General features: G+C 72.9%; 19 protein-coding genes. 11 read left to right on the top strand and 8 right to left on the bottom strand.

Annotated elements, in window-relative coordinates:
• Positions 1–612, top strand: a 612-nt coding sequence (locus V7793_RS18630; RefSeq protein ID WP_336007925.1) for a hypothetical protein, incomplete at its 5' end; no start/stop codon positions are given.
• Positions 613–639: 27 nt separating this feature from the next.
• On the opposite strand, the gene V7793_RS18625 is transcribed toward V7793_RS18630, so the two are convergent.
• The 3 genes from V7793_RS18625 to V7793_RS18615 form a co-directional block, all read right to left on the bottom strand.
• Positions 640–1,278: a phosphatase PAP2 family protein gene (locus V7793_RS18625; protein WP_336007923.1), complete on the bottom strand. Its 639-nt coding sequence runs from the start codon at positions 1,276–1,278 to the stop codon at positions 640–642.
• Positions 1,279–1,421: 143 nt separating this feature from the next.
• Complete coding sequence (locus V7793_RS18620) at positions 1,422–2,372, bottom strand: M56 family metallopeptidase (protein WP_336007921.1); 951 nt, start codon at positions 2,370–2,372, stop codon at positions 1,422–1,424.
• A gap of 78 nt (positions 2,373–2,450) precedes the next feature.
• A complete protein-coding gene (locus V7793_RS18615; protein WP_336007918.1) occupies positions 2,451–3,041 on the bottom strand; it encodes a DUF5134 domain-containing protein in 591 nt (196 codons plus the stop codon).
• Between the two features lie 225 nt (positions 3,042–3,266).
• On the opposite strand from V7793_RS18615, the gene V7793_RS18610 reads away from it, so the two are divergent.
• Positions 3,267–3,809, top strand: a complete 543-nt coding sequence (locus tag V7793_RS18610; protein ID WP_336007915.1) for a GNAT family N-acetyltransferase — start codon at positions 3,267–3,269, stop codon at positions 3,807–3,809.
• Positions 3,810–3,894: 85 nt separating this feature from the next.
• Here V7793_RS18610 and V7793_RS18605 read toward each other — a convergent pair whose 3' ends face one another.
• The 3 genes from V7793_RS18605 to V7793_RS18595 are packed head-to-tail and all read right to left on the bottom strand — an operon-like array spanning position 3,895 to position 6,541.
• Entirely contained in the window at positions 3,895–4,686 is a 792-nt protein-coding gene (locus V7793_RS18605; RefSeq protein WP_336007913.1) for an amino acid ABC transporter ATP-binding protein, read from the bottom strand.
• Positions 4,683–5,552, bottom strand: coding sequence for an amino acid ABC transporter permease (locus tag V7793_RS18600; RefSeq protein WP_336007931.1), 870 nt, complete (start codon positions 5,550–5,552; stop codon positions 4,683–4,685). Before V7793_RS18600 ends, V7793_RS18605 begins: the two co-directional genes overlap by 4 nt.
• 44 nt (positions 5,553–5,596) lie before the next feature.
• Entirely contained in the window at positions 5,597–6,541 is a 945-nt protein-coding gene (locus tag V7793_RS18595; protein ID WP_336007911.1) for an ABC transporter substrate-binding protein, read from the bottom strand.
• 376 nt (positions 6,542–6,917) lie between these two features.
• Here V7793_RS18595 and V7793_RS18590 point away from each other — a divergent pair, with 376 nt between their 5' ends.
• From V7793_RS18590 to V7793_RS18580, 3 genes are read left to right on the top strand one after another with little or no spacing between them, the layout of a single operon-like run.
• Entirely contained in the window at positions 6,918–8,315 is a 1,398-nt protein-coding gene (locus V7793_RS18590; RefSeq protein ID WP_336007909.1) for a DUF6421 family protein, read from the top strand.
• Between the two features lie 23 nt (positions 8,316–8,338).
• The gene (locus V7793_RS18585) at positions 8,339–9,100 is read left to right on the top strand and encodes an SDR family NAD(P)-dependent oxidoreductase (protein ID WP_336007907.1); all 762 of its coding nucleotides are present in this window, start codon (positions 8,339–8,341) and stop codon (positions 9,098–9,100) included.
• Positions 9,097–10,179, top strand: coding sequence for a threonine aldolase family protein (locus V7793_RS18580; RefSeq protein WP_336007906.1), 1,083 nt, complete (start codon positions 9,097–9,099; stop codon positions 10,177–10,179). Before V7793_RS18585 ends, V7793_RS18580 begins: the two co-directional genes overlap by 4 nt.
• A 136-nt stretch (positions 10,180–10,315) precedes the next feature.
• On the opposite strand, the gene V7793_RS18575 is transcribed toward V7793_RS18580, so the two are convergent.
• Complete coding sequence (locus tag V7793_RS18575; RefSeq protein ID WP_336007905.1) at positions 10,316–11,047, bottom strand: lysophospholipid acyltransferase family protein; 732 nt, start codon at positions 11,045–11,047, stop codon at positions 10,316–10,318.
• A 333-nt stretch (positions 11,048–11,380) separates the two neighbouring features.
• Between V7793_RS18575 and V7793_RS18570 the strand changes: the two genes are divergently transcribed.
• From V7793_RS18570 to V7793_RS18550, 5 genes are all read left to right on the top strand, one after another.
• The gene (locus V7793_RS18570) at positions 11,381–11,707 is read left to right on the top strand and encodes a TlpA family protein disulfide reductase (RefSeq protein ID WP_443057943.1); all 327 of its coding nucleotides are present in this window, start codon (positions 11,381–11,383) and stop codon (positions 11,705–11,707) included.
• A 212-nt stretch (positions 11,708–11,919) separates the two neighbouring features.
• Positions 11,920–12,426 carry a flavin reductase family protein gene (locus tag V7793_RS18565; protein WP_336007930.1) on the top strand — a complete coding sequence of 169 codons (507 nt, stop codon included), beginning with the start codon at positions 11,920–11,922 and terminating at the stop codon, positions 12,424–12,426.
• Between the two features lie 188 nt (positions 12,427–12,614).
• Positions 12,615–13,403, top strand: a complete 789-nt coding sequence (locus V7793_RS18560; RefSeq protein WP_058042856.1) for an electron transfer flavoprotein subunit beta/FixA family protein — start codon at positions 12,615–12,617, stop codon at positions 13,401–13,403.
• Between the two features lie 57 nt (positions 13,404–13,460).
• Positions 13,461–14,423 carry an electron transfer flavoprotein subunit alpha/FixB family protein gene (locus V7793_RS18555; RefSeq protein WP_336007902.1) on the top strand — a complete coding sequence of 321 codons (963 nt, stop codon included), beginning with the start codon at positions 13,461–13,463 and terminating at the stop codon, positions 14,421–14,423.
• Positions 14,424–14,624: 201 nt separating this feature from the next.
• Positions 14,625–15,899: a DUF6986 family protein gene (locus V7793_RS18550; protein WP_336007900.1), complete on the top strand. Its 1,275-nt coding sequence runs from the start codon at positions 14,625–14,627 to the stop codon at positions 15,897–15,899.
• Positions 15,900–15,921: 22 nt separating this feature from the next.
• On the opposite strand, the gene V7793_RS18545 is transcribed toward V7793_RS18550, so the two are convergent.
• Entirely contained in the window at positions 15,922–16,911 is a 990-nt protein-coding gene (locus V7793_RS18545; protein WP_336007928.1) for a LacI family DNA-binding transcriptional regulator, read from the bottom strand.
• 189 nt (positions 16,912–17,100) lie between these two features.
• Between V7793_RS18545 and V7793_RS18540 the strand changes: the two genes are divergently transcribed.
• On the top strand, positions 17,101–17,681 hold a 581-nt coding region (locus V7793_RS18540), incomplete at its 3' end, for an ROK family protein (protein ID WP_336007899.1).

Here is a 17,681-nt window from a genome sequence, read left to right as displayed (position 1 = left end):
GAACCGGCCGGGCCCGCTGCGACGCGCGGCCGGACCGGCAGCCTGCCGTACCCGGCGTGGGACAGGCAACGGCATGTGTGGGCCGGCCCGGACTACGGCGTGCATGACGGGCGTACGGGCGGCACGTCGGTCACCGTCGTCGTCGGGCCCAGCGTCGTGGCTCCCGGCAACACCTATCTCGGGGGGCCGCCGCAGACGGGCGAGTGCACCATCGTGGAGGAGCTCAACCAGCGGGACGGCGAGGGCTGGGTGAAGGGCCACCTGTGGAACGACAACCTGGGAGGGCCCGGCATCTCCCGGAACATGACGCCCATGACGAACACGACGAACAGCCGGTTCAACCGGGCCTTCGAAGAGCCCGTCAAGAGGATGCTGCTCAGCTGCGCGCGCCATGCGCAGAGCAACCGGAATGCGCCGTACTGGTACGGGGTGCGCATCCAGGTGAGCACCTACGGACGCATGTCCGAGGATCGCACCGTCCTTGAGTATCACGTCCCCGAAGGCGTCGATCACTCCGCGCGCTACGTGACGATCGACAAGCTGACCGGTGCGACGGCCCCGGCAGCGGGGCCGCATGCGGTGCCACCCGGTTTCGCCCCCGAGCAGCCGTAGCCGTCACCGTAGCCCCGGCTGTGGCCGTCAGGCCCGTCGTCGCGACACGGTGCCGAACAGACCCACCGAGAAGGCCACGAGCGCCCCGCCCAGCAGCCAGCCGCCCAGGACGTCCGACGCCCAGTGGACCCCCAGGTACAGCCGGGTGAGACCCACTCCGAGCACCGACACCGCACCCGCCGCAGCAGCGGCGCGCAGGCCCCGTGCCCGTGCGCCGTACCTCCACAGCAGCCACACCAGCAGCCCGCACGCCACCGTCGCCGACAGGGCGTGCCCCGAGGGGAACGCCGCGTAGTGCGCCGTCGCCACCGGATCCGGCCAGCTCGGACGGTCCTTGCCCACCGCCGCCTTGATGCCCTGCTGCAGAGCGGTGCCCAGGGCCGACGTCCCGGCGATCCAGGCGGCGAGCAGCAGGTCGCGCCGGCGCAGGAGCCACAGGACCGCCAGAGCCAGGGCGGCGCGCATCGTCCACGGGTCCCACAGCCAGTCGGAGAGCACGCGGACGAACCGGGTCCAGCCCCGGTGCTCCACGGCCACCGGATGCAATCCGTCCGCGACGTTCCGGTCCAGCGAGGCGAGCGGCTCCCACGCGCCCGCGACCAGGGCGAGCAGGACGCCGAAGACGGTCGTGAGGACGATCCCGGCCGGGATCGGGGCCGGGCGCATGAGGGAGGGGGAACGGGGGAGTGCGGGCGAAGGGCGCGGAGGGGCGTGCATCCGCAGATCCTCGCGCATGGGGGCCGCGGGGGCCACCACGCCTGCGGCCCCTGCCCGCAGCGCCCGCTCCGGCGCTGCCTCCGAGGCCGGCGCTACGACCCGGACCGGGTCAGGACGCTGAGGCCCGGTACGAACGTCACCAGCAGCGGCACCGCGGGGACCAGCGCCGCGACCGCCGTGAGCCGCAGCCGCCGCGCGGCCGTCAGCCTCGGGGCGGGGGCCAGCAGGCGGTGCACCCGCGTCGGCACCTGGGAGAGCTGCGTCGGGCACGGCCCGAACACCCCGCGGTCCTCGTTCAGCTCCACCAGGGCGAGCGCCGTGGTCAGGCGGCCGAAGCGCCGCGACGCCGAGTCGTCCGCCGCGAGCTCCACCAGATGGTGCACCTGGTCGCGGAACGCGGCGAACACCGGCACCTGCGGGAAGCCGTTGGCCAGGGCCGAGGAGACGTGCAGCAGCCAGTGGTGCCGGGCCCGGGCGTGCCCCTGCTCGTGGGCCAGCACCGCGTCGAGCCGGGGTCCCTTGAGGCGGCGCAGCGCACCGGTGGTGATCACCAGCTGCGGCGCGGCGCCGCCGGGCAGCCACCACGCGTCGGGGCGTTCGCCCTCCAGCACCACGAGCCGGTCCCCGCCCGGCTCCTCGCCGGGCAGCCGGGGCGAGCGGACGAGCAGTTCCGTGCGGCGCTGCCGGCGGCGGGCGCGCGACCAGCTGATTTCGCGGGTCAGCATCGCGGCGGTCCACACGGCGCCACTCGCCAGTGCCACGGTCAGGGGTGCGGCCCACGCGGCGTAGGCGGTGAGGGCGTAGGCTTCGACGACGCCGTGCGGAGCGATCGCGAAGACGTGCCCGCGCACGGCTTCCCAGGCCGCCGCGGCGCTGAGCGCCATGGCGAGCAGACAGCACAGCAGCACGGTCGCCACCGCGCATTGCCACACCCACAGGGCCACGACCGGTTCGCGGTCGGGCCAGTCGGAACGGGTCAGCACGCGCGGAGCCATCGTCGCGACCAGTGCGCCGAGGACCAGCAGCGCGAGCGGGACCATCATGGCCGTAAGCCTATGAGCGGGGCCGCGCCCACGGGTACGGTCCGGTACGCGAAGTGATGCATTCCACGGGGTGCGGGCTCACAGCGTCAGCAGCATCGCCAGCATGCCGATGCCCATGGACAGCCTGCAGGCATGGGTGAGGTCCGGCCGGCCCGGCCAGGAGACCTGCCCGGCGGCCACGGTGACGGGCACGAGCACGGCCACCGTGCGCACCACGTACACGGCGAAGTACACCAGCAGCAGCCCCGTCAGCAGGGGTGTGCCGGCCGGGACATGCGCGGTCGCGGCGTGCGTGGCCGCCGCCGCTCCCGTGTGCTCCGCGCGGCCGCCCATCGGGGTGCCCGCCATCGCGAGCGCCATGTAGACCATGGCGAACGCGCCCACGGCGTGGTGGAGATGGTGGCTGTCCGCGCGGCCGCGCGCCACGCCCACCAACGCGTGGACACCGGCCGCGCCGAACACGACGGCGAACAGCAGCGCGCCCCAGGGCCGTGTGTCCAGGACGGCGGGCGGTACGGCCATGGCCGCCATGCCGAGCCCCATCAGGGCGTCGCTCCCGACGGCCCGGCGCTCTCCTCCCGCTCCCGCGCGCAGGCGCACCAGGCAGTAGGCGCCCGTCGCGGCGCACACCGCCACGAGCAGCCAGCCGATCAGCGGCGGTCCGTGCACGGCGCACCTCCCCGGACGTGCAGATCCACCTCCGGTTGATTCCCCCGGGGGCGAGAGCGCATGGGAGCGCACAGGCGCACTGGAGGAGCGCTGGGGCTCATAAAAATGCGCCCGCGCACGCGCGGTGGCACGTCAGGGGCGCACCAGGGCCCGGAGGCCTACCCCGGAGCCCGGGTTAGTGTGCACGTGGAGCCGGAACCGTACGGAGAGGACCACAGGAACACGATGGAAACCACCAGCAGCACGGAGACGACCTTCCGGGACGCGACCGTCGAGGACGTGCCCGTTCTCGTCGCCCTCGTCGAGTCGGCCTACCGCGGTGACGCGAGCCGCGCCGGCTGGACGACAGAGGCGGACCTGCTGGACGGGCAGCGCACCGACCCGGACGGTGTCGAGGCCGTGGTGACGGACCCGGACAGCCGTCTGCTCGTGGTCGAGCGGGGCGACCGGATAGTGGCCTGCTGCCAGCTCGAACACCGGGGTACCCACGCGTACTTCGGGATGTTCGCCGTCAGCCCGGAGATGCAGGGCGGCGGGCTCGGCAAGGTCGTCATCGCGGAGGCCGAGCGCCTCGTGCGCACCGGCTGGGGCGCGACCGAGATGCACATGACCGTGATCAAGCAGCGGGACGAGCTGATCGCCTGGTACGAGCGGCGCGGCTACCGGCGCACCGGGCGGATGAGCCCGTTCCCGTACGGCGACGAGCGCTTCGGCATCCCGCAGCGGGACGACCTCGAGTTCGAACTGCTGATCAAGGAATTGGTCTGACGGCCGGCGTCACCCCCCCGTCAGCGACGCATGTGGACGGGAAGGAGAGGTAAGGGGCTCTGCTCAGTAGGCAGAGCCCCTTACCTCACAGCCGGCCCGCCTCCACGATCCGCCGCAGGAACTTCCGGGTGCGCTCCTGCCGAGGTGCGCCGAAGACCTCGGCGGGGGTGCCGCGCTCCAGCACAACCCCGCCGTCCAGGAAGCACACCTGGTCGGCGACGTCCCGGGCGAACCCCATCTCGTGGGTGGCCAGGACCATCGTCATGCCGTCCTCCTTGAGGTCGCGCACGACGCCCAGCACCTCCCCGACGAGCTCGGGGTCGAGGGCCGCGGTGATCTCGTCCAGGAGCAGCAGCCGGGGCCGGCCGGCGAGCGCCCGTACGATCGCCACCCGCTGCTGCTGGCCGCCGCTGAGCCGGTCCGGGTACTCGCCCGCCCTGCCGCCCAGCCCGAGCCGCTCCAGCAGCTCCCGCGCCCGCTCCTCGGCCTCCTCGCGGGCGACGCCGTGCACCCGCCGCGGCGCGAGCGTGATGTTGTCGAGCACGGTCATGTGCGGGAAGAGGTTGTAGGCCTGGAAGACGACGCCGATGCGGCGGCGTACGGCGTCGGGGTCCACGCGCGGGTCGGTGATGTCCTCGCCGTCGAGGAAGATCGCGCCGTCGTCGGTCTCCTCCAGCAGATTGGCGCAGCGCAGCAGCGTGGACTTGCCCGATCCCGAGGCGCCGATGAGTGCGGTCACCGTGTGCGGGGCGACCTCCAGGTCCACGTCGCGCAGCACGACCGTGCCGCCGAAGGTCTTGCGCACGGCCTCCATCCGCAGCACGGGCCGTTCCGTACCGGCGCCGCCGGCCGGAGCGGCATCCGTCACGGTGCTCATACGATCCCTCCCTGTGCGCGCCGGCGGTCCGTCCGTGCCGTGATCCAGTCGGTGAACCGGGTCATGGGGATGGTGAGGGCGACGAAGATGAGCCCGGCGACGACGTACGGCGTGTAGTTGAAGCTCTTGCTGGAGAGGATTTGCGCCGCGTAGACGGCGTCCACCGCGCCGGCGATCGAGACGAGGCCGGTGTCCTTCTGCAGGGACACCAGGTCGTTGAGGAGCGGCGGCACGACCCGGCGCACGGCCTGCGGCAGGATGACGTGGCGCAGGGTCTGGCGGGCGCTGAGGCCCAGCGACCGGGCGGCGGCGCGCTGGCTGGGGTGCACGGACTCGATGCCCGCACGGAAGACCTCGGCGACGTAGGCCGAGTACGTCAGGACGAGCGCGGTCCCGCCCAGCAGCACCGGGTCGGTCGTCACGCCCTGCAGCCGCAGGGCCGGGACGCCGAAGACGACCATCAGCAGGCAGATCACGAGCGGCAGCCCGCGGAAGAAGTCGGTGTAGGCGGTGGCGAGCGCGCGCAGGGGGAAGAAGACGGGGCCGCGCAGCGTGCGGGCGACCGCGATCAGCAGCCCGAGGACGAGCACGGCCGCTCCGCAGACGACCAGCAGGCGCAGGTTCAGCCACAGCCCGTCGAGGACCTTGGGCAGTGCCTCGCGCGCGTAGTGCCCGCTGAGAAACGTTTCACGGGTGCGCTGCCAGCCGGGGGAGCTGACGACGGCGAGGAACAGCACGGCGGCCGTGATCAGCGTGCTGCACGCGGCGACGGCCGTGGCGCGGCGCGCCCGGGCGCGTTTGAAGCGCTCCCGCTCCAGGCGGCGTGCCGAGGGGGTGTAGGCGTCCTCGGCGGCTTCCTTCACCAGGGACGGTGCGGTGCCGCCGGGGACGGCGGCGGCTTCGCCGGGGCTCACTTGAGCACCGGGGCGTCGGCTGCCTCGGAGAGCCACTTCTTCTCCAGGCCGGCGAGCGTGCCGTCCTTGCGCAGGGAGTCGACGGCGCCGGAGACGCACTGCGTGAGGCGGCTGCCCTTGTCCAGGACGAAGCCGAACTGCTCGGGCTTGTCTCCCGCGCTGCCGAACTGGCCGACGATGCGGGCGTCCGGGACCTCGGCGGAGGTGATGTAGAAGGCGGTGGGCAGGTCGACGACGATCGCCTCGACCTGGCCGTTCTTGAGCGCGGTCTTGGCGTAGTCGTTCTTCTGGAAGACGGCGGGCTGCTTGTCGGGCCCGACCACGTCGTTGACGACGTCGAGGCTGGTGGTGCCGACCTGGGCGCCGAGCTTGACGTGCTTGAGGTCGGCGGCGCTCCTGGCCTTGGCGGCGGGGGAGTCCTTGAGGGCGATGACGGCCTGGCGGACGTCGTAGTAGCCGGAGGAGAAGTCGACGGCCCGCCGGCGCTCGTCGCTGACGGAGATCTGGTTGATGTCGAGGTCGAACTTCTTGGCGCCCGGAGCGACGGCCGTGTTGAACGGAACGGTCTGCCAGACCACGTCGGCCCGGCCGTACCCGAGCCGCTCGGCCAGGGCGTAGGCGACGGCCGACTCGAAACCCTTGCCGTTCGAGGGGTCGTCGTCCTGGAACCAGGGCGCGTAGGCGGGCTTGTCGGTGCCGACGGTCAGCTTGCCGGGGATCTGCGTCGCCAGCTTCTCCTTCGTGCACGCCGCCGCGGACGGAGCGGCGGAGGACTTCGCGGAGCCGGATCCGGCGGCGGAACCGGTGTCGTCCTGGGGAGCGCAGCCGGCGGCGGCCGTGAGCAGGACGGCGAGGCAGGCGGCGAGGCGGGCCGTGCGGCGGTGGGTGGCGGGCGCGGCCGGGACGGCGGTGCGGCGCGGAGGCCGGTTGACGACGGGCATGGCGGGAGACTGGCAGCGTGATCATGGCCCTGTCCAGGTCGGGCCGCCGACCGTCCGCATAGCGGAAGACTGTTGCGCTTTCATGAATTCACCGGCGGCACGGGGGTAGGCCCGGGGGACGGGGCGGGGGCGTCCGGAGGCGGCGCACGGCCGGCTGGCGGGGGAATGGCCGGATCTCGGCTAGAACAGCTCATGGGTCCTGTGGGACCTGTGTGACGGAAAGGTCCTTGTGGGTACACATATGGCGGAGGTGTGCAGGAAAAACGGCGGCCCGACCGGGGGTTCGGCAGGATAATTTATGGCCTCCCCTCTTGAGCAGGAGAAGCGCGCACGGATACGGTGTCTTAACACCAAGTTCTCCCGAGGAGGGGCAGCCATGACGGAAATCCTTGCGTCGTCGGCGATAGCGACCGACAATTCGGCCGCCGACCCGGTGATCGATCACCCCGCGTGGGGGGTACTCAAGGACGCCGTGGAAACGATCCGGCCTTGGCAGTCCCCGGACGGCTCCATCGACCTCGCCGCGGAGGGCGCCCCACCGGGTGAGGCCGTCCGGGCCCAGGTGGAGCGCCTCGTGGAGTCCGTCGAGCAGCTCTCGCCGCTCGTCCCGCACGACTCCGCCTACCACGCGGCCCTGGTCGCGGACCTGCGCCGCTGGGCCGACACCGGCTTCGGCGTGCCGGACTTCCTCGACTCGCTGCTGGCCTTCCAGCCGGCCGCCCACCGCGAGGACGGCCGCCAGCACCTGGTCGTCTTCCCGATGTACACCCAGAACGGCAACCCCGACCGCAACTTCGAGGCCGTCGTCCTGCGCATGGTCTGGCCCGAGTGGCTCTCCGAGCTGGAGCGCACCCGCTACGACAACCCGCTCTTCCTCGGCATCACCTTCGAGGACTTCACCGCGGGCTACGACACCAACTCCGCCGTGCTCTTCCCGGAGACCATCGCCGTCCGCGAGGCCCCCGAGCGCTTCACCTGGGGCGGCATCTTCTGCGACCGCGAGGCCGCCCGCTTCCGTGCCGTCACCGAGGCAGCCGTCTCCGCCCTCGGCCTCGAGCTGCCCGCCGACATCCAGGAGATGGTCGGCGACCAGCACCGCTGCGAGCAGGCCTTCGTCCTGTGGGACATGGTCCACGACCGCACGCACAGCCACGGCGACCTGCCCTTCGACCCCTTCATGATCAAGCAGCGGCAGCCGTTCTGGATGTACGGCCTGGAAGAGCTCCGCTGCGACCTCACCGCCTTCAAGGAGGCCGTGAAGCTGGAGGCCGAGGGCAACGCGCACGGCCGTGACGTGCAGTACGCCGTCCTTTTCGACCGGATGTTCCGCTTCCCGGTCACCGGCGACCGCGTCCGCAACTACGACGGGCTCGGCGGCCAGCTCCTCTTCGCGTACCTCCACCGGCACGACGTCGTACGCTGGACGGACAACACTCTGCACATCGACTGGGACCGCGCCCCGCAGGTCACCAACCAGCTCTGCGGCGAGATCGAGAAGCTCTACCGCGACGGCATCGACCGGCCCAAGCTGGTCCACTGGCTCGCCGCCTACGAGCTGGTCTCCACCTACCTCGCCCCGCACCCCGGCTCCGTCTGGGCCAAGGGACCCGAGGCCCTCGACCTCGCCCAGCCGCCCCGCAAGCTCGTGGACGACGTGCTGCCGGACGAGTTCCCGCTCAGCATGTTCTACGAGGCGCTTGCCAAGAAGCTGCGTCACGTGATCGCCTCGACCAAGGGGATCACCGCGGCGAAGGCCGAGCGGGTGGCCGCGTGAGCGAGCAGACGAAGGAGACGACCATGAGCACTCCCACCAACGGCAACGGCCGGCTGGACGGCGCCGTCGTGGCTGTGGCGGGGGCCGCGGGCCCCGCGGGCCGTGCCACGCTGCTGCGACTGGCCGAGGCCGGTGCCACGGTCGTCGCCTCCGACGCGGACGCCGCCCGCCTCGCCGAGGCCGTGGACGCCGCCCGCTACGCCCACGGCGGTGCCACCGTCACGGGCGACACCGTGGACCTGCTGGACCTGGAGGCCACGCGCCGCTGGGTGGACCGCACCGAGAAGGAATTCGGCCGCATCGACGGCCTGGTCCACCTCGTGGGCGGCTGGCGCGGCTCGGCCTCCTTCGCCGAGACCGACCTCGCCGACTGGGAGCTGCTCGAGAAGCTGCTCATCCGCACCGTGCAGCACACCTCGCTGGCCTTCGAGCCCGCCCTGCAGCGCAGCGGCAACGGCCGGTTCCTGCTCATCAGCGCGGCGGGCGCCAGCAAGCCCACCGCGGGCAACGCCGCCTACGCCGCCTCCAAGGCCGCCGCCGAGGCGTGGACGCTCGCCCTCGCCGACGCCTTCCGCAAGGCGGCGGGCGAGGACGCGCCGTCGGCCGCCGCCGCCATTCTGATCGTCAAGGCACTGGTGCACGACGCCATGCGCGCCGAGCGCCCGAACGCGAAGTTCGCGGGCTTCACCGACGTCAAGGACCTCGCCGAGGCCATCGTCGGCGTGTGGGACAAGCCCGCCCAGGAAGTGAACGGAACCCGTCTGTGGCTGACTCCGCAAGCGTGAGCACGACCCCGCCGGTCGCGACCGACGCGATACGCCGGCATGACCCCGAGGTGCGCGGCTTCGCCAGCGACAACTACGCGGGCGCGCACCCCGAGATCCTCGCGGCGCTCGCCCTCGCCAACGGCGGCCACCAGGTCTCCTACGGCGAGGACGACTACACCGCCCACCTCCAGGACGTGATGCGCGGACACTTCGGCCCCACCGCCGAAGCGTTCCCGGTCTTCAACGGGACGGGCGCCAACGTCGTCGCCCTCCAGGCCCTGACCGAGCGCTGGGGCGCGGTGATCTGCGCCGCCAGCGCGCACATCCACGTCGACGAGTGCGGTGCGCCCGAGCGCGTCGGCGGCCTGAAGCTGCTGACCGTGCCCACCGAGCACGGCAAGCTCACCCCGGAGCTGATCGACCGCGAGGCCTTCGGCTGGGACGACGAGCACCGGGCGCAGCCCCAGGTCGTGTCGATCACCCAGACCACCGAGCTGGGCACGTGCTACACGCCCGAGGAGATCCGGGAGATCTGCGACCACGCCCACGAGCGGGGCATGAAGGTCCACCTCGACGGTGCGCGCATCGCCAACGCCGCGGCCACGCTCGGCGTGCCGCTGCGGGCCTTCACCACCGACGCCGGCGTGGACGTGCTCTCCTTCGGCGGCACGAAGAACGGCATGGTCTTCGGCGAGTGCGTCGTCGTCCTGAACCCGGACGCGGTGCGGGCGATGAAGCACCTGCGCAAGATGTCCATGCAGCTCGCCTCCAAGATGCGGTTCGTCTCGGCCCAGTTCGAGGCCCTGCTCGGCGGCGACCTGTGGCTGCGCAGCGCCTCGCACGCCAACGCCATGGCCGCGCGCCTGGCCGAGCGCGTGCGGGCCGTCGAGGGCGTGGAGGTCCTGCACCCGGTGCAGTCCAACGCCGTCTTCGCCCGCCTCCCGCACGAAGTGAGCGAGCGCCTGCAGAAGCGCTACCGCTTCTACTTCTGGGACGAGGGTGCCGGCGACGTCCGCTGGATGTGTTCCTTCGACACCACCGAGGCCGACGTCGACGCCTTCGCGGCGGCGCTCGCCGAGGAGATGGGCCGGCAGTAGCGGCCCGCGCCCGTCCGTCCGGAAACGACGGGAAAGGGCGGGAAGAGCAGCAAAGAGCAGCAAGAAGCCCCCGGTCGCGCTCGCGGCCGGGGGCTTCTCCTTCGGTTCCGTGGGTTCTGCAGGTTCCGTACGGGGCCTAGCCGCGCCGGTCCGCGGCGGCCGCCGCGTGCGGTGCGGGCGCCGTGCCGCCGAGGTGGGCGGGGATCCACCAGGTGTCGTCCGCGTCCTTGGGGCGCACGGGGTAGGCGCGCTGGGCCGCCTCCAGGAGGTCCTGCACCCGGGAGCGCACCCGGTCGGTGACGGTGTCCGCGTGCTCGGCGGGGTCGGCGGTCACCGGCTCGCCGACCCGTATCGTGATCGGCACGTGGTTGCGGCCCAGGTCGCGCTTGTGGCCCTTGGTCCACAGCCGCTGGGTGCCCCACAGCGCCATCGGCAGCAGCGGCACCCCGGCCTCCTGCGCGAGCCGTGCCGCGCCGGACTTGAAGTTCTTGAGCGTGAACGACTGGGAGATCGTTGCTTCCGGGAAGACGCCGATGATCTCGCCCGAGCGCAGCGCCGAGAGCGCGTGCTTGTAGGCGTCCATGCCGGCCGCGCGGTCCACGGGGATGTGCTTCATCGCGCGCATCAGCGGCCCCGACACCTTGTGCCGGAAGACGGACTCCTTCGCCATGAACCGCACCAGCCGCTTGGCGGGGCGGGCGGTCAGGCCGCAGAAGACGAAGTCGAGGTAGCCGATGTGGTTGCTCACCAGGACCGCCCCGCCCCGCGCCGGGACGTGCTCGGTTCCCTGGATGTCGAAGCGCAGGTCGAGCGCCTTGAACATGGTGCGGGCGACACCGATCACCGGGGGGTAGACGAGCTCTGCCATCGGGGGAGGTTCCTTCCGGGCCTGGGGAGGGGACTCCCGGCTGAAGTGCTGCTTCTGTTGCTGATGTACTTGCTGTGGTGCCCGCCGTACACCGGCGTACCGGCAAAGTTACGCGGCCGTAGGGTGAGGCTTCTGCCAGATCGTGCCTGAATGCCCGGCCCGGGGCCAGCGAGGACGCCCCGGTGGCCGGGAGATCCTCATCACGTAGGCCGGAAACCAGCCGGAAATCACCGGCGGGCGCGGCGGAATTTTCCCCGGTGCCCATGGCGCTGCACCTGAGGAACGCAGGGCCGGCCGAGGCCCGGACGAAACGGGAAAGCGGGGCGGAGCGTGCTGCACGAGGGCGACGACGGGCTGCGGCTGGAGGCCGCCGACATCGGCGGGGAGCTGGGGGAGCGCGCCACCCTCGTGCAGTTCTCCAGCGCCTTCTGCCAGCCCTGCCGGGCGACCAGGCGCACCCTGGAGCAGGTCGTGGCCATGGTCGGCGGGGTCGCCCACGTCGAGGTGGACGCGGAGGCGCACCTCGCCCTCGTACGGGCCCTGGAGATCACCGCGACGCCCACCGTCCTCGTCCTCGACGCCGCCGGCCGCATCGTGCGCCGGGCGGCCGGGCAGCCGCGCAAGGCCGACGTCATCGCGGCGCTCGGCGCGGCGGTGTGAGCCGCCGTGATCGTGATCCCTCTCCCATCTCCCGGGCCGCCCTTGACGCTCCGCACCGCCAATCGTCAGTGTGACGTCGTGTGGCCAGGACCGTTTCTCCACGGACGTGCGCACGTCGGCCTGCTGCGGACGGCGAGCGCGTGCTGTCCGGGCGCGTGAGTACCGCGACGACCGTTCGGATCGGCTCGACCCTCCAGCAGAAGGACAGTTCCATGACGGCCATGCCCGGGCTGGGCACTTCCCTCGCCACCACCCCCGAACTGCTGCGCTCCGTCTTCCGCAGGCACGCCGCGGGTGTCGCCGTGATCACGGCGCAGGGCGCGCGCCCGGTCGGTTTCACGGCCACCTCGCTGACGTCCGTCGCCGCGGAGCCTCCCCTGGTCTCCTTCGGGGTGGGCACCGGCTCGTCCAGCTGGCCCGTGCTCGCCGAGGCGGAGCACGTCGGCGTGCACATACTCGGCGAGCATCAGCGGGAGCTGGCCGCGACCTTCGCGCGCAGCGGGGCCGACCGCTTCGCCGCACCCACGAGCTGGCGTCCCGGGCCGGAGGGCGTGCCGCTGCTGGACGGCGTTCTCGCGTGGCTGGTGTGCCGCGTGGTGGCCCGGGTGCCCGCCGGGGACCACCGGGTCGTGCTCGCCGAGGTCGTCGCGGGCGACTCCGCGGGGGCGGGCCGTCCGCTGGTCTATCACCAGGGGCGCTTCAACGGTCTGCGCGACTGAGACGTCCCGCGTTTCCTGCGTTGGACAGATCACAGCCGACCGGCCTTGCGCCCGGGTGAACGGGTCGGTGTACTGACGAGTAACATTCCGTTCGAGGCGCGGCCCGCCACGGGCGGAATCCGCCCCACAAGGCGCCTATGCTGCCTGCCAAGGCAGCTACGAAGAGACGATGCAGTAGGAGAGCCGGCGTGAGCTTGAGGATCGTTGTCACTGTGAAGTACGTGCCCGACGCCACCGGCGACCGGCACTTCGCCGAGGACCTGACCGTCGACCGCGACGACGTGGACGGCCTGCTCTCGGAGCTCGACGAGTACGCGGTCGAGCAGGCGCTGCAGATCAAGGAGGCGGCCGACGACGACGCGGAGATCACCGTCCTGACCGTCGGCCCCGAGGACGCCAAGGACGCGCTGCGCAAGGCGCTTTCCATGGGTGCGGACAAGGCCGTCCACGTCGAGGACGACGACCTCCACGGCACCGACGCCCTCGGCACCTCGCTGGTGCTGGCCAAGGCCCTGGAGCACGTCGGCTACGACCTGGTCGTCTCCGGCATGGCCTCCACCGACGGCGGCATGGGCGTCGTCCCGGCGATGCTCGCCGAGCGCCTGGGCGTCCCGCAGGTCACCCTGCTCTCCGAGGTCAAGGTCGAGGACGGCAAGGTCACCGGGCGCCGCGACGGCGACGCCGCCAGCGAGCAGCTGGAGGCCTCCCTCCCGGCCGTCGTCTCCGTGACCGACCAGTCCGGCGAGGCCCGCTACCCGTCCTTCAAGGGCATCATGGCGGCCAAGAAGAAGCCGGTGGAGTCCCTGGACCTCTCCGACCTCGGCCTCGAGGCCGAGGAGGTCGGCCTGGAGGGCGCCTGGACCAAGGTCGACGAGGCCACGGAGCGCCCGGCCCGCACGGCCGGCACCGTCGTCAAGGACGAGGGCGAGGGCGGCAAGCAACTCGCCGAGTTCCTCGCGGGCCAGAAGTTCATCTGAGCTCTCTGATCCCGAACGAACCGTCACCCGCCCCACTTTTTCCGCAGGAGCAACGCCATGGCTGAAGTCCTCGTCTACGTCGACCACGTGGACGGCGCCGTCCGCAAGCCCACCCTCGAACTGCTCACCCTCGCCCGCCGCATCGGCGAGCCCGTCGCCGTGCACCTGGGCGCCGGCGCCGACGCCGCGGCCGCCGTGCTCGGCGAGTACGGCGCGGTGAAGGTCCTCGCGGCCGACGCGTCCGAGTTCGCCGACTACCTCGTCGCGCCGAAGGTCGACGCGCTGGAGGCCGCGTACAAGGCCGTCTCGCCGGCCGCCGTGCTGCTGCCGTCCTCCGCCGAGGGCAAGGAGATCGCGGCCCGCCTCGCGGTCCGCATCGGCTCCGGCATCATCACCGACGCCGTCGACCTGGAGGCCGGTGCCGAGGGCCCGGTGGCCACGCAGTCCGTCTTCGCGGCCTCGTACTCCACCAAGTCCCGCGTCACCAAGGGCACGCCGGTCATCACCGTCAAGCCCAACTCCGCCGCCCCGGAGGCCGCCCAGGCCGCCGGCACGGTCGAGCAGCTCGCCGTCGCCTTCGGCGAGAACTCCACCGGCACCAAGGTCGTCTCCCGCACCCCGCGCGAGTCGACGGGCCGCCCCGAGCTGACCGAGGCCGCGATCGTGGTCTCCGGCGGCCGCGGCGTCAACGGCGCCGAGAACTTCTCGATCATCGAGGCCCTCGCCGACTCGCTCGGTGCGGCCGTCGGCGCCTCCCGCGCCGCTGTGGACGCCGGCTGGTACCCGCACACCAACCAGGTCGGCCAGACCGGCAAGTCCGTCTCGCCGCAGCTGTACATCGCGGCGGGCATCTCCGGCGCCATCCAGCACCGGGCCGGCATGCAGACCTCGAAGACCATCGTGGCCGTCAACAAGGACGCCGAGGCCCCGATCTTCGACCTGGTCGACTACGGCGTGGTCGGCGACCTCTTCGAGGTCGTCCCGCAGCTGACCGACGAGGTCAAGACCCGCAAGGGCTGACCCCGCGGCACCACCGTGCCGGGGCCCCCGTACGCGACGGCGTGCGGGGGCCCCGTCGTGCACGGACGGCCCCGCCTGCCGGCCCCGCCGGCCTGTTGACCCGCCGCCGGGCCGTCGATAACTTCGCCCGCACGGACGATCGGTTCCGTCCGTGGGGTACCTTCCGGCGCCGGCCGGGGAGGCTGGGCGGAGGGGTGTGCCATGGGACAGCACCGGACGGTCGCGACGACGTTCACGCGCGCGGTGGGGGAGCGCATCGGCGCCTCCCTCGCGGGCGTCGACGCCGAACTGGCGCGCCGCTACCCCGGCGACCCCGGCACCCGCCAGCCTGTCCACACCGTCTACGTCCCCGCCGACGTCTTCGCCGCCGACACCCTGCGCTTCTGGGGCGGCCGGGCGCTCGCCGCCCTCGACGAGCACGCGCCCGACGCCGCCTCCCTCGCCGCCGTCCTCGGCCTCCCCGAGGCCCTCGCCGGCCCCGTCCACGACCGCGTGCGCGCCAAGCTGGAGCGGGAGCCCGTCGAGGACCTCCGTATCGACTTCGAGGACGGCTACGGGCCGCGCCCCGACGACGAGGAGGACGCGGCGGCCGCCCGAGCGGCACGGCTGGTGGCCGCCATGTACGAGGACGGCACCGCGGCGCCCTTCATGGGCATCCGTATGAAGTGCATGGAGGCGGCCGTCCGGGACCGCGGCATCCGCACCCTCGACATCTTCCTCACGGGCCTGATGGAGGCCGGCGGGCTGCCCGGAGGGCTGCTCCTCACCCTCCCCAAGGTCACCTACGCCGAGCAGGTGGCCGCCATGGCCGAGCTCGCCGGGGAGTTCGAGAAGGCGCGGGGCCTTGAGCCCGGCCGGATCCGCTTCGAGATACAGATAGAGACCACCCAGGCGATCCTCGGGGCCGACGGGCGCAGCACCGTCGCCCGGATGATCGACGCGGCGGGCGGGCGCGCGACCTCGCTGCACTACGGCACCTTCGACTACAGCGCCTCCTGCGGCGTGGGCGCCGCGCACCAGTCGCCCGACCACCCCGTCGCCGACCACGCGAAGGCCGTCATGCAGGTGGCCGCGGCGGGCACCGGCGTCCGCGTCTCCGACGGCTCGACCAACGTCCTGCCCGTCGGGCCGACCTCCCAGGTGCACGCCGCCTGGCGGCTCCATCACGGCCTCGTGCGCCGGTCGTTGACGCGCGCCTACTACCAGGGCTGGGACATGCACCCGGGCCATCTGCCCACCCGCTACGCCGCGGTGTACGCCTTCTACCGCGAGGGCCTGGAGAGCGCCGCCGCCCGCCTGGACGCCTACGTCAACCGCTCCGGCGGCGACATCCTCGACGAGCCCGCCACCGCACGGGCGCTCAGCGGCCACCTGCTGCGCGGCCTGGACTGCGGCGCCGTGGACGCGGCGGAGGTGACGGCCCTGACGGGGCTGAGCCGCGACGGCCTGGAAGAGCTCGCGGGGCGGGCGGGCTGAACTCCCGCCCCGGGTCTCCCCCTCAGCCCTCCGCGGGGGGCAGTTCGCCCGAGCCGCGGACGATCAGACGGGTCGGCAGCTCCACCCGCTGCGGCGGCTCCGCCACCCCGTCCAGCCGGCGGAACAGCCGCTCGGCGGCGGTGCGGCCCAGCCGGGCCGCGTCCTGGGCGACGACGGTGACGCCGGGGGAGAGCAGGTCGGCCAGTTCGAGGTCGTCGAAGCCCACGAGGGCGACCGGACGGGGCGAGCGGGCCAGGACGCGCACGACCGTGGCCGTCACCCGGTTGTTGCCGGCGAACAGCGCGGTCACCGGCTGCGGCCCGGTGAGCATCCGCTCCGCCTCGGCGCGCACGCGCTCGGGGACCGTGGGCCCCAGGGACACCCAGGATTCGTCCACGGGCAGGCCGGCGGCGGCCATGGCGGCGCGGTAGCCGCGCAGCCGCTCCGTGGCGGTGTGGATGCGCGGGCGGTCGCCGATGAAGCCGATGCGGCGGTGGCCGTGCGCGACGAGGTGGGCGACGCCCTCGCGGGCGCCGCCGAAGCTGTCGGAGAGCACGACGTCGGCATCGGTCATTCCGGCCGGGCGGTCGACGAAGACCGTGGCGATGCCCGCCGCGATCTCCGGTTCGAGGTAGCGGTGGTCGTCGCCGGCCGGGATGATGATCAGACCGTCGACCCGGCGGGCGCAGAAGGCCAGCGCGAGCTCCCGCTCGCGCTCCGGGTCCTCCGCGCTGGAGCCGTTGATGAGCAGGGCGCCGTGGGCGCGGGCGACCTCCTCGACGGCCCGGTTGAGGGGCGCGTAGAAGGGGTCGGCGAGGTCTTCGAGGACGAGCCCGATGGAGGCGGTGCGGCCCTTGCGCAGGATGCGGGCGCTGTCGTTGCGCCGGAAGCCCAGGGCCGTGATCGCGTCCTGCACGCGCCGCTCGGTGTCGGGGGTGACGCCCGGCTCTCCGTTCACCACCCGGGAGACGGTCTTCAGACCGACGCCGGCGCGGGCCGCCACGTCCTTCATCGTCGGGCGGGCGCCGTATCGGGGGGAGGGGCTGCGGGCGGGCTGGGCGCTGCTCGACACGGGTGCTCGTCCTTACCAGGGGCCGGTGCGGGGTGACGTCGAGCATAGAGCCTAGACAACGTTGTCAGATCTGGACAGACTGGCTTCCGCAGCGCCCGCACCCCTGCCCCACCAGGAGAGATCGTCCCCATGCGCACCGACTTCGCCGACCTTGTCGCGGCCCTCGACATCGGCGGCACCAAGATCGCGGGCGCGCTGGTGGACGACCGCGGCCGGCTGCTGGCCCGCGCGCAGCGCCCGACCCCCGCGCACGAGGACGGGGCCACGGTGATGGGCGCGGTGGCGGAGGTGCTGGAGGAGCTCGGGCACGCGGCGCAGTGGCCGCGCGTACGGGCCGTGGGAATCGGCAGCGCCGGACCGGTGGACGCGTCCCGGGGGACCGTCAGCCCCGTCAACGTCCCCGGCTGGCGGGACTACCCCCTGGTCGCCGAGGTGGCGCGGCGGGCGGCCGGCCTGCCGGTGGTGCTCGTCGGCGACGGTGTCGCGATGACGGCGGCCGAGCACTGGCAGGGCGCCGCCCGGGGGCGCGCGAACGCCCTGTGCATGGTGGTGTCCACCGGCGTCGGCGGCGGCCTGGTCCTCGGCGGCCGCCTGCACCCCGGTCCCACCGGCAACGCTGGCCACATCGGACACATCAGCGTCGACCTCGACGGCGACCCCTGCCCCTGCGGCGCCCGCGGCTGCGTCGAACGCATCGCCAGCGGGCCCAA

It is taken from the genome of Streptomyces sp. KLMMK (genome assembly GCF_036961605.1).
Classification (GTDB): domain Bacteria; phylum Actinomycetota; class Actinomycetes; order Streptomycetales; family Streptomycetaceae; genus Streptomyces; species Streptomyces telluris.
This window is presented reverse-complemented; position numbering and strand designations above follow the sequence as displayed.

What these genes read in the sequence shown, in the direction of transcription:
- V7793_RS18620 (WP_336007921.1), bottom strand. Translation starts at nt 2,372, where the DNA reads ATGATGGTCCCGCTCGCGCTGCTGGTCCTCGGCGCACTGGTCGCGACG.
- V7793_RS18565 (WP_336007930.1), top strand. Translation starts at nt 11,920, where the DNA reads ATGACGGCCATGCCCGGGCTGGGCACTTCCCTCGCCACCACCCCCGAA.
- V7793_RS18610 (WP_336007915.1), top strand. Translation starts at nt 3,267, where the DNA reads ATGGAAACCACCAGCAGCACGGAGACGACCTTCCGGGACGCGACCGTC.
- V7793_RS18595 (WP_336007911.1), bottom strand. Translation starts at nt 6,541, where the DNA reads ATGCCCGTCGTCAACCGGCCTCCGCGCCGCACCGCCGTCCCGGCCGCG.
- V7793_RS18550 (WP_336007900.1), top strand. Translation starts at nt 14,625, where the DNA reads ATGGGACAGCACCGGACGGTCGCGACGACGTTCACGCGCGCGGTGGGG.
- V7793_RS18585 (WP_336007907.1), top strand. Translation starts at nt 8,339, where the DNA reads ATGAGCACTCCCACCAACGGCAACGGCCGGCTGGACGGCGCCGTCGTG.
- V7793_RS18555 (WP_336007902.1), top strand. Translation starts at nt 13,461, where the DNA reads ATGGCTGAAGTCCTCGTCTACGTCGACCACGTGGACGGCGCCGTCCGC.
- V7793_RS18545 (WP_336007928.1), bottom strand. Translation starts at nt 16,911, where the DNA reads ATGAAGGACGTGGCGGCCCGCGCCGGCGTCGGTCTGAAGACCGTCTCC.
- V7793_RS18605 (WP_336007913.1), bottom strand. Translation starts at nt 4,686, where the DNA reads ATGAGCACCGTGACGGATGCCGCTCCGGCCGGCGGCGCCGGTACGGAA.
- V7793_RS18575 (WP_336007905.1), bottom strand. Translation starts at nt 11,047, where the DNA reads ATGGCAGAGCTCGTCTACCCCCCGGTGATCGGTGTCGCCCGCACCATG.
- V7793_RS18625 (WP_336007923.1), bottom strand. Translation starts at nt 1,278, where the DNA reads ATGCGCCCGGCCCCGATCCCGGCCGGGATCGTCCTCACGACCGTCTTC.
- V7793_RS18590 (WP_336007909.1), top strand. Translation starts at nt 6,918, where the DNA reads ATGACGGAAATCCTTGCGTCGTCGGCGATAGCGACCGACAATTCGGCC.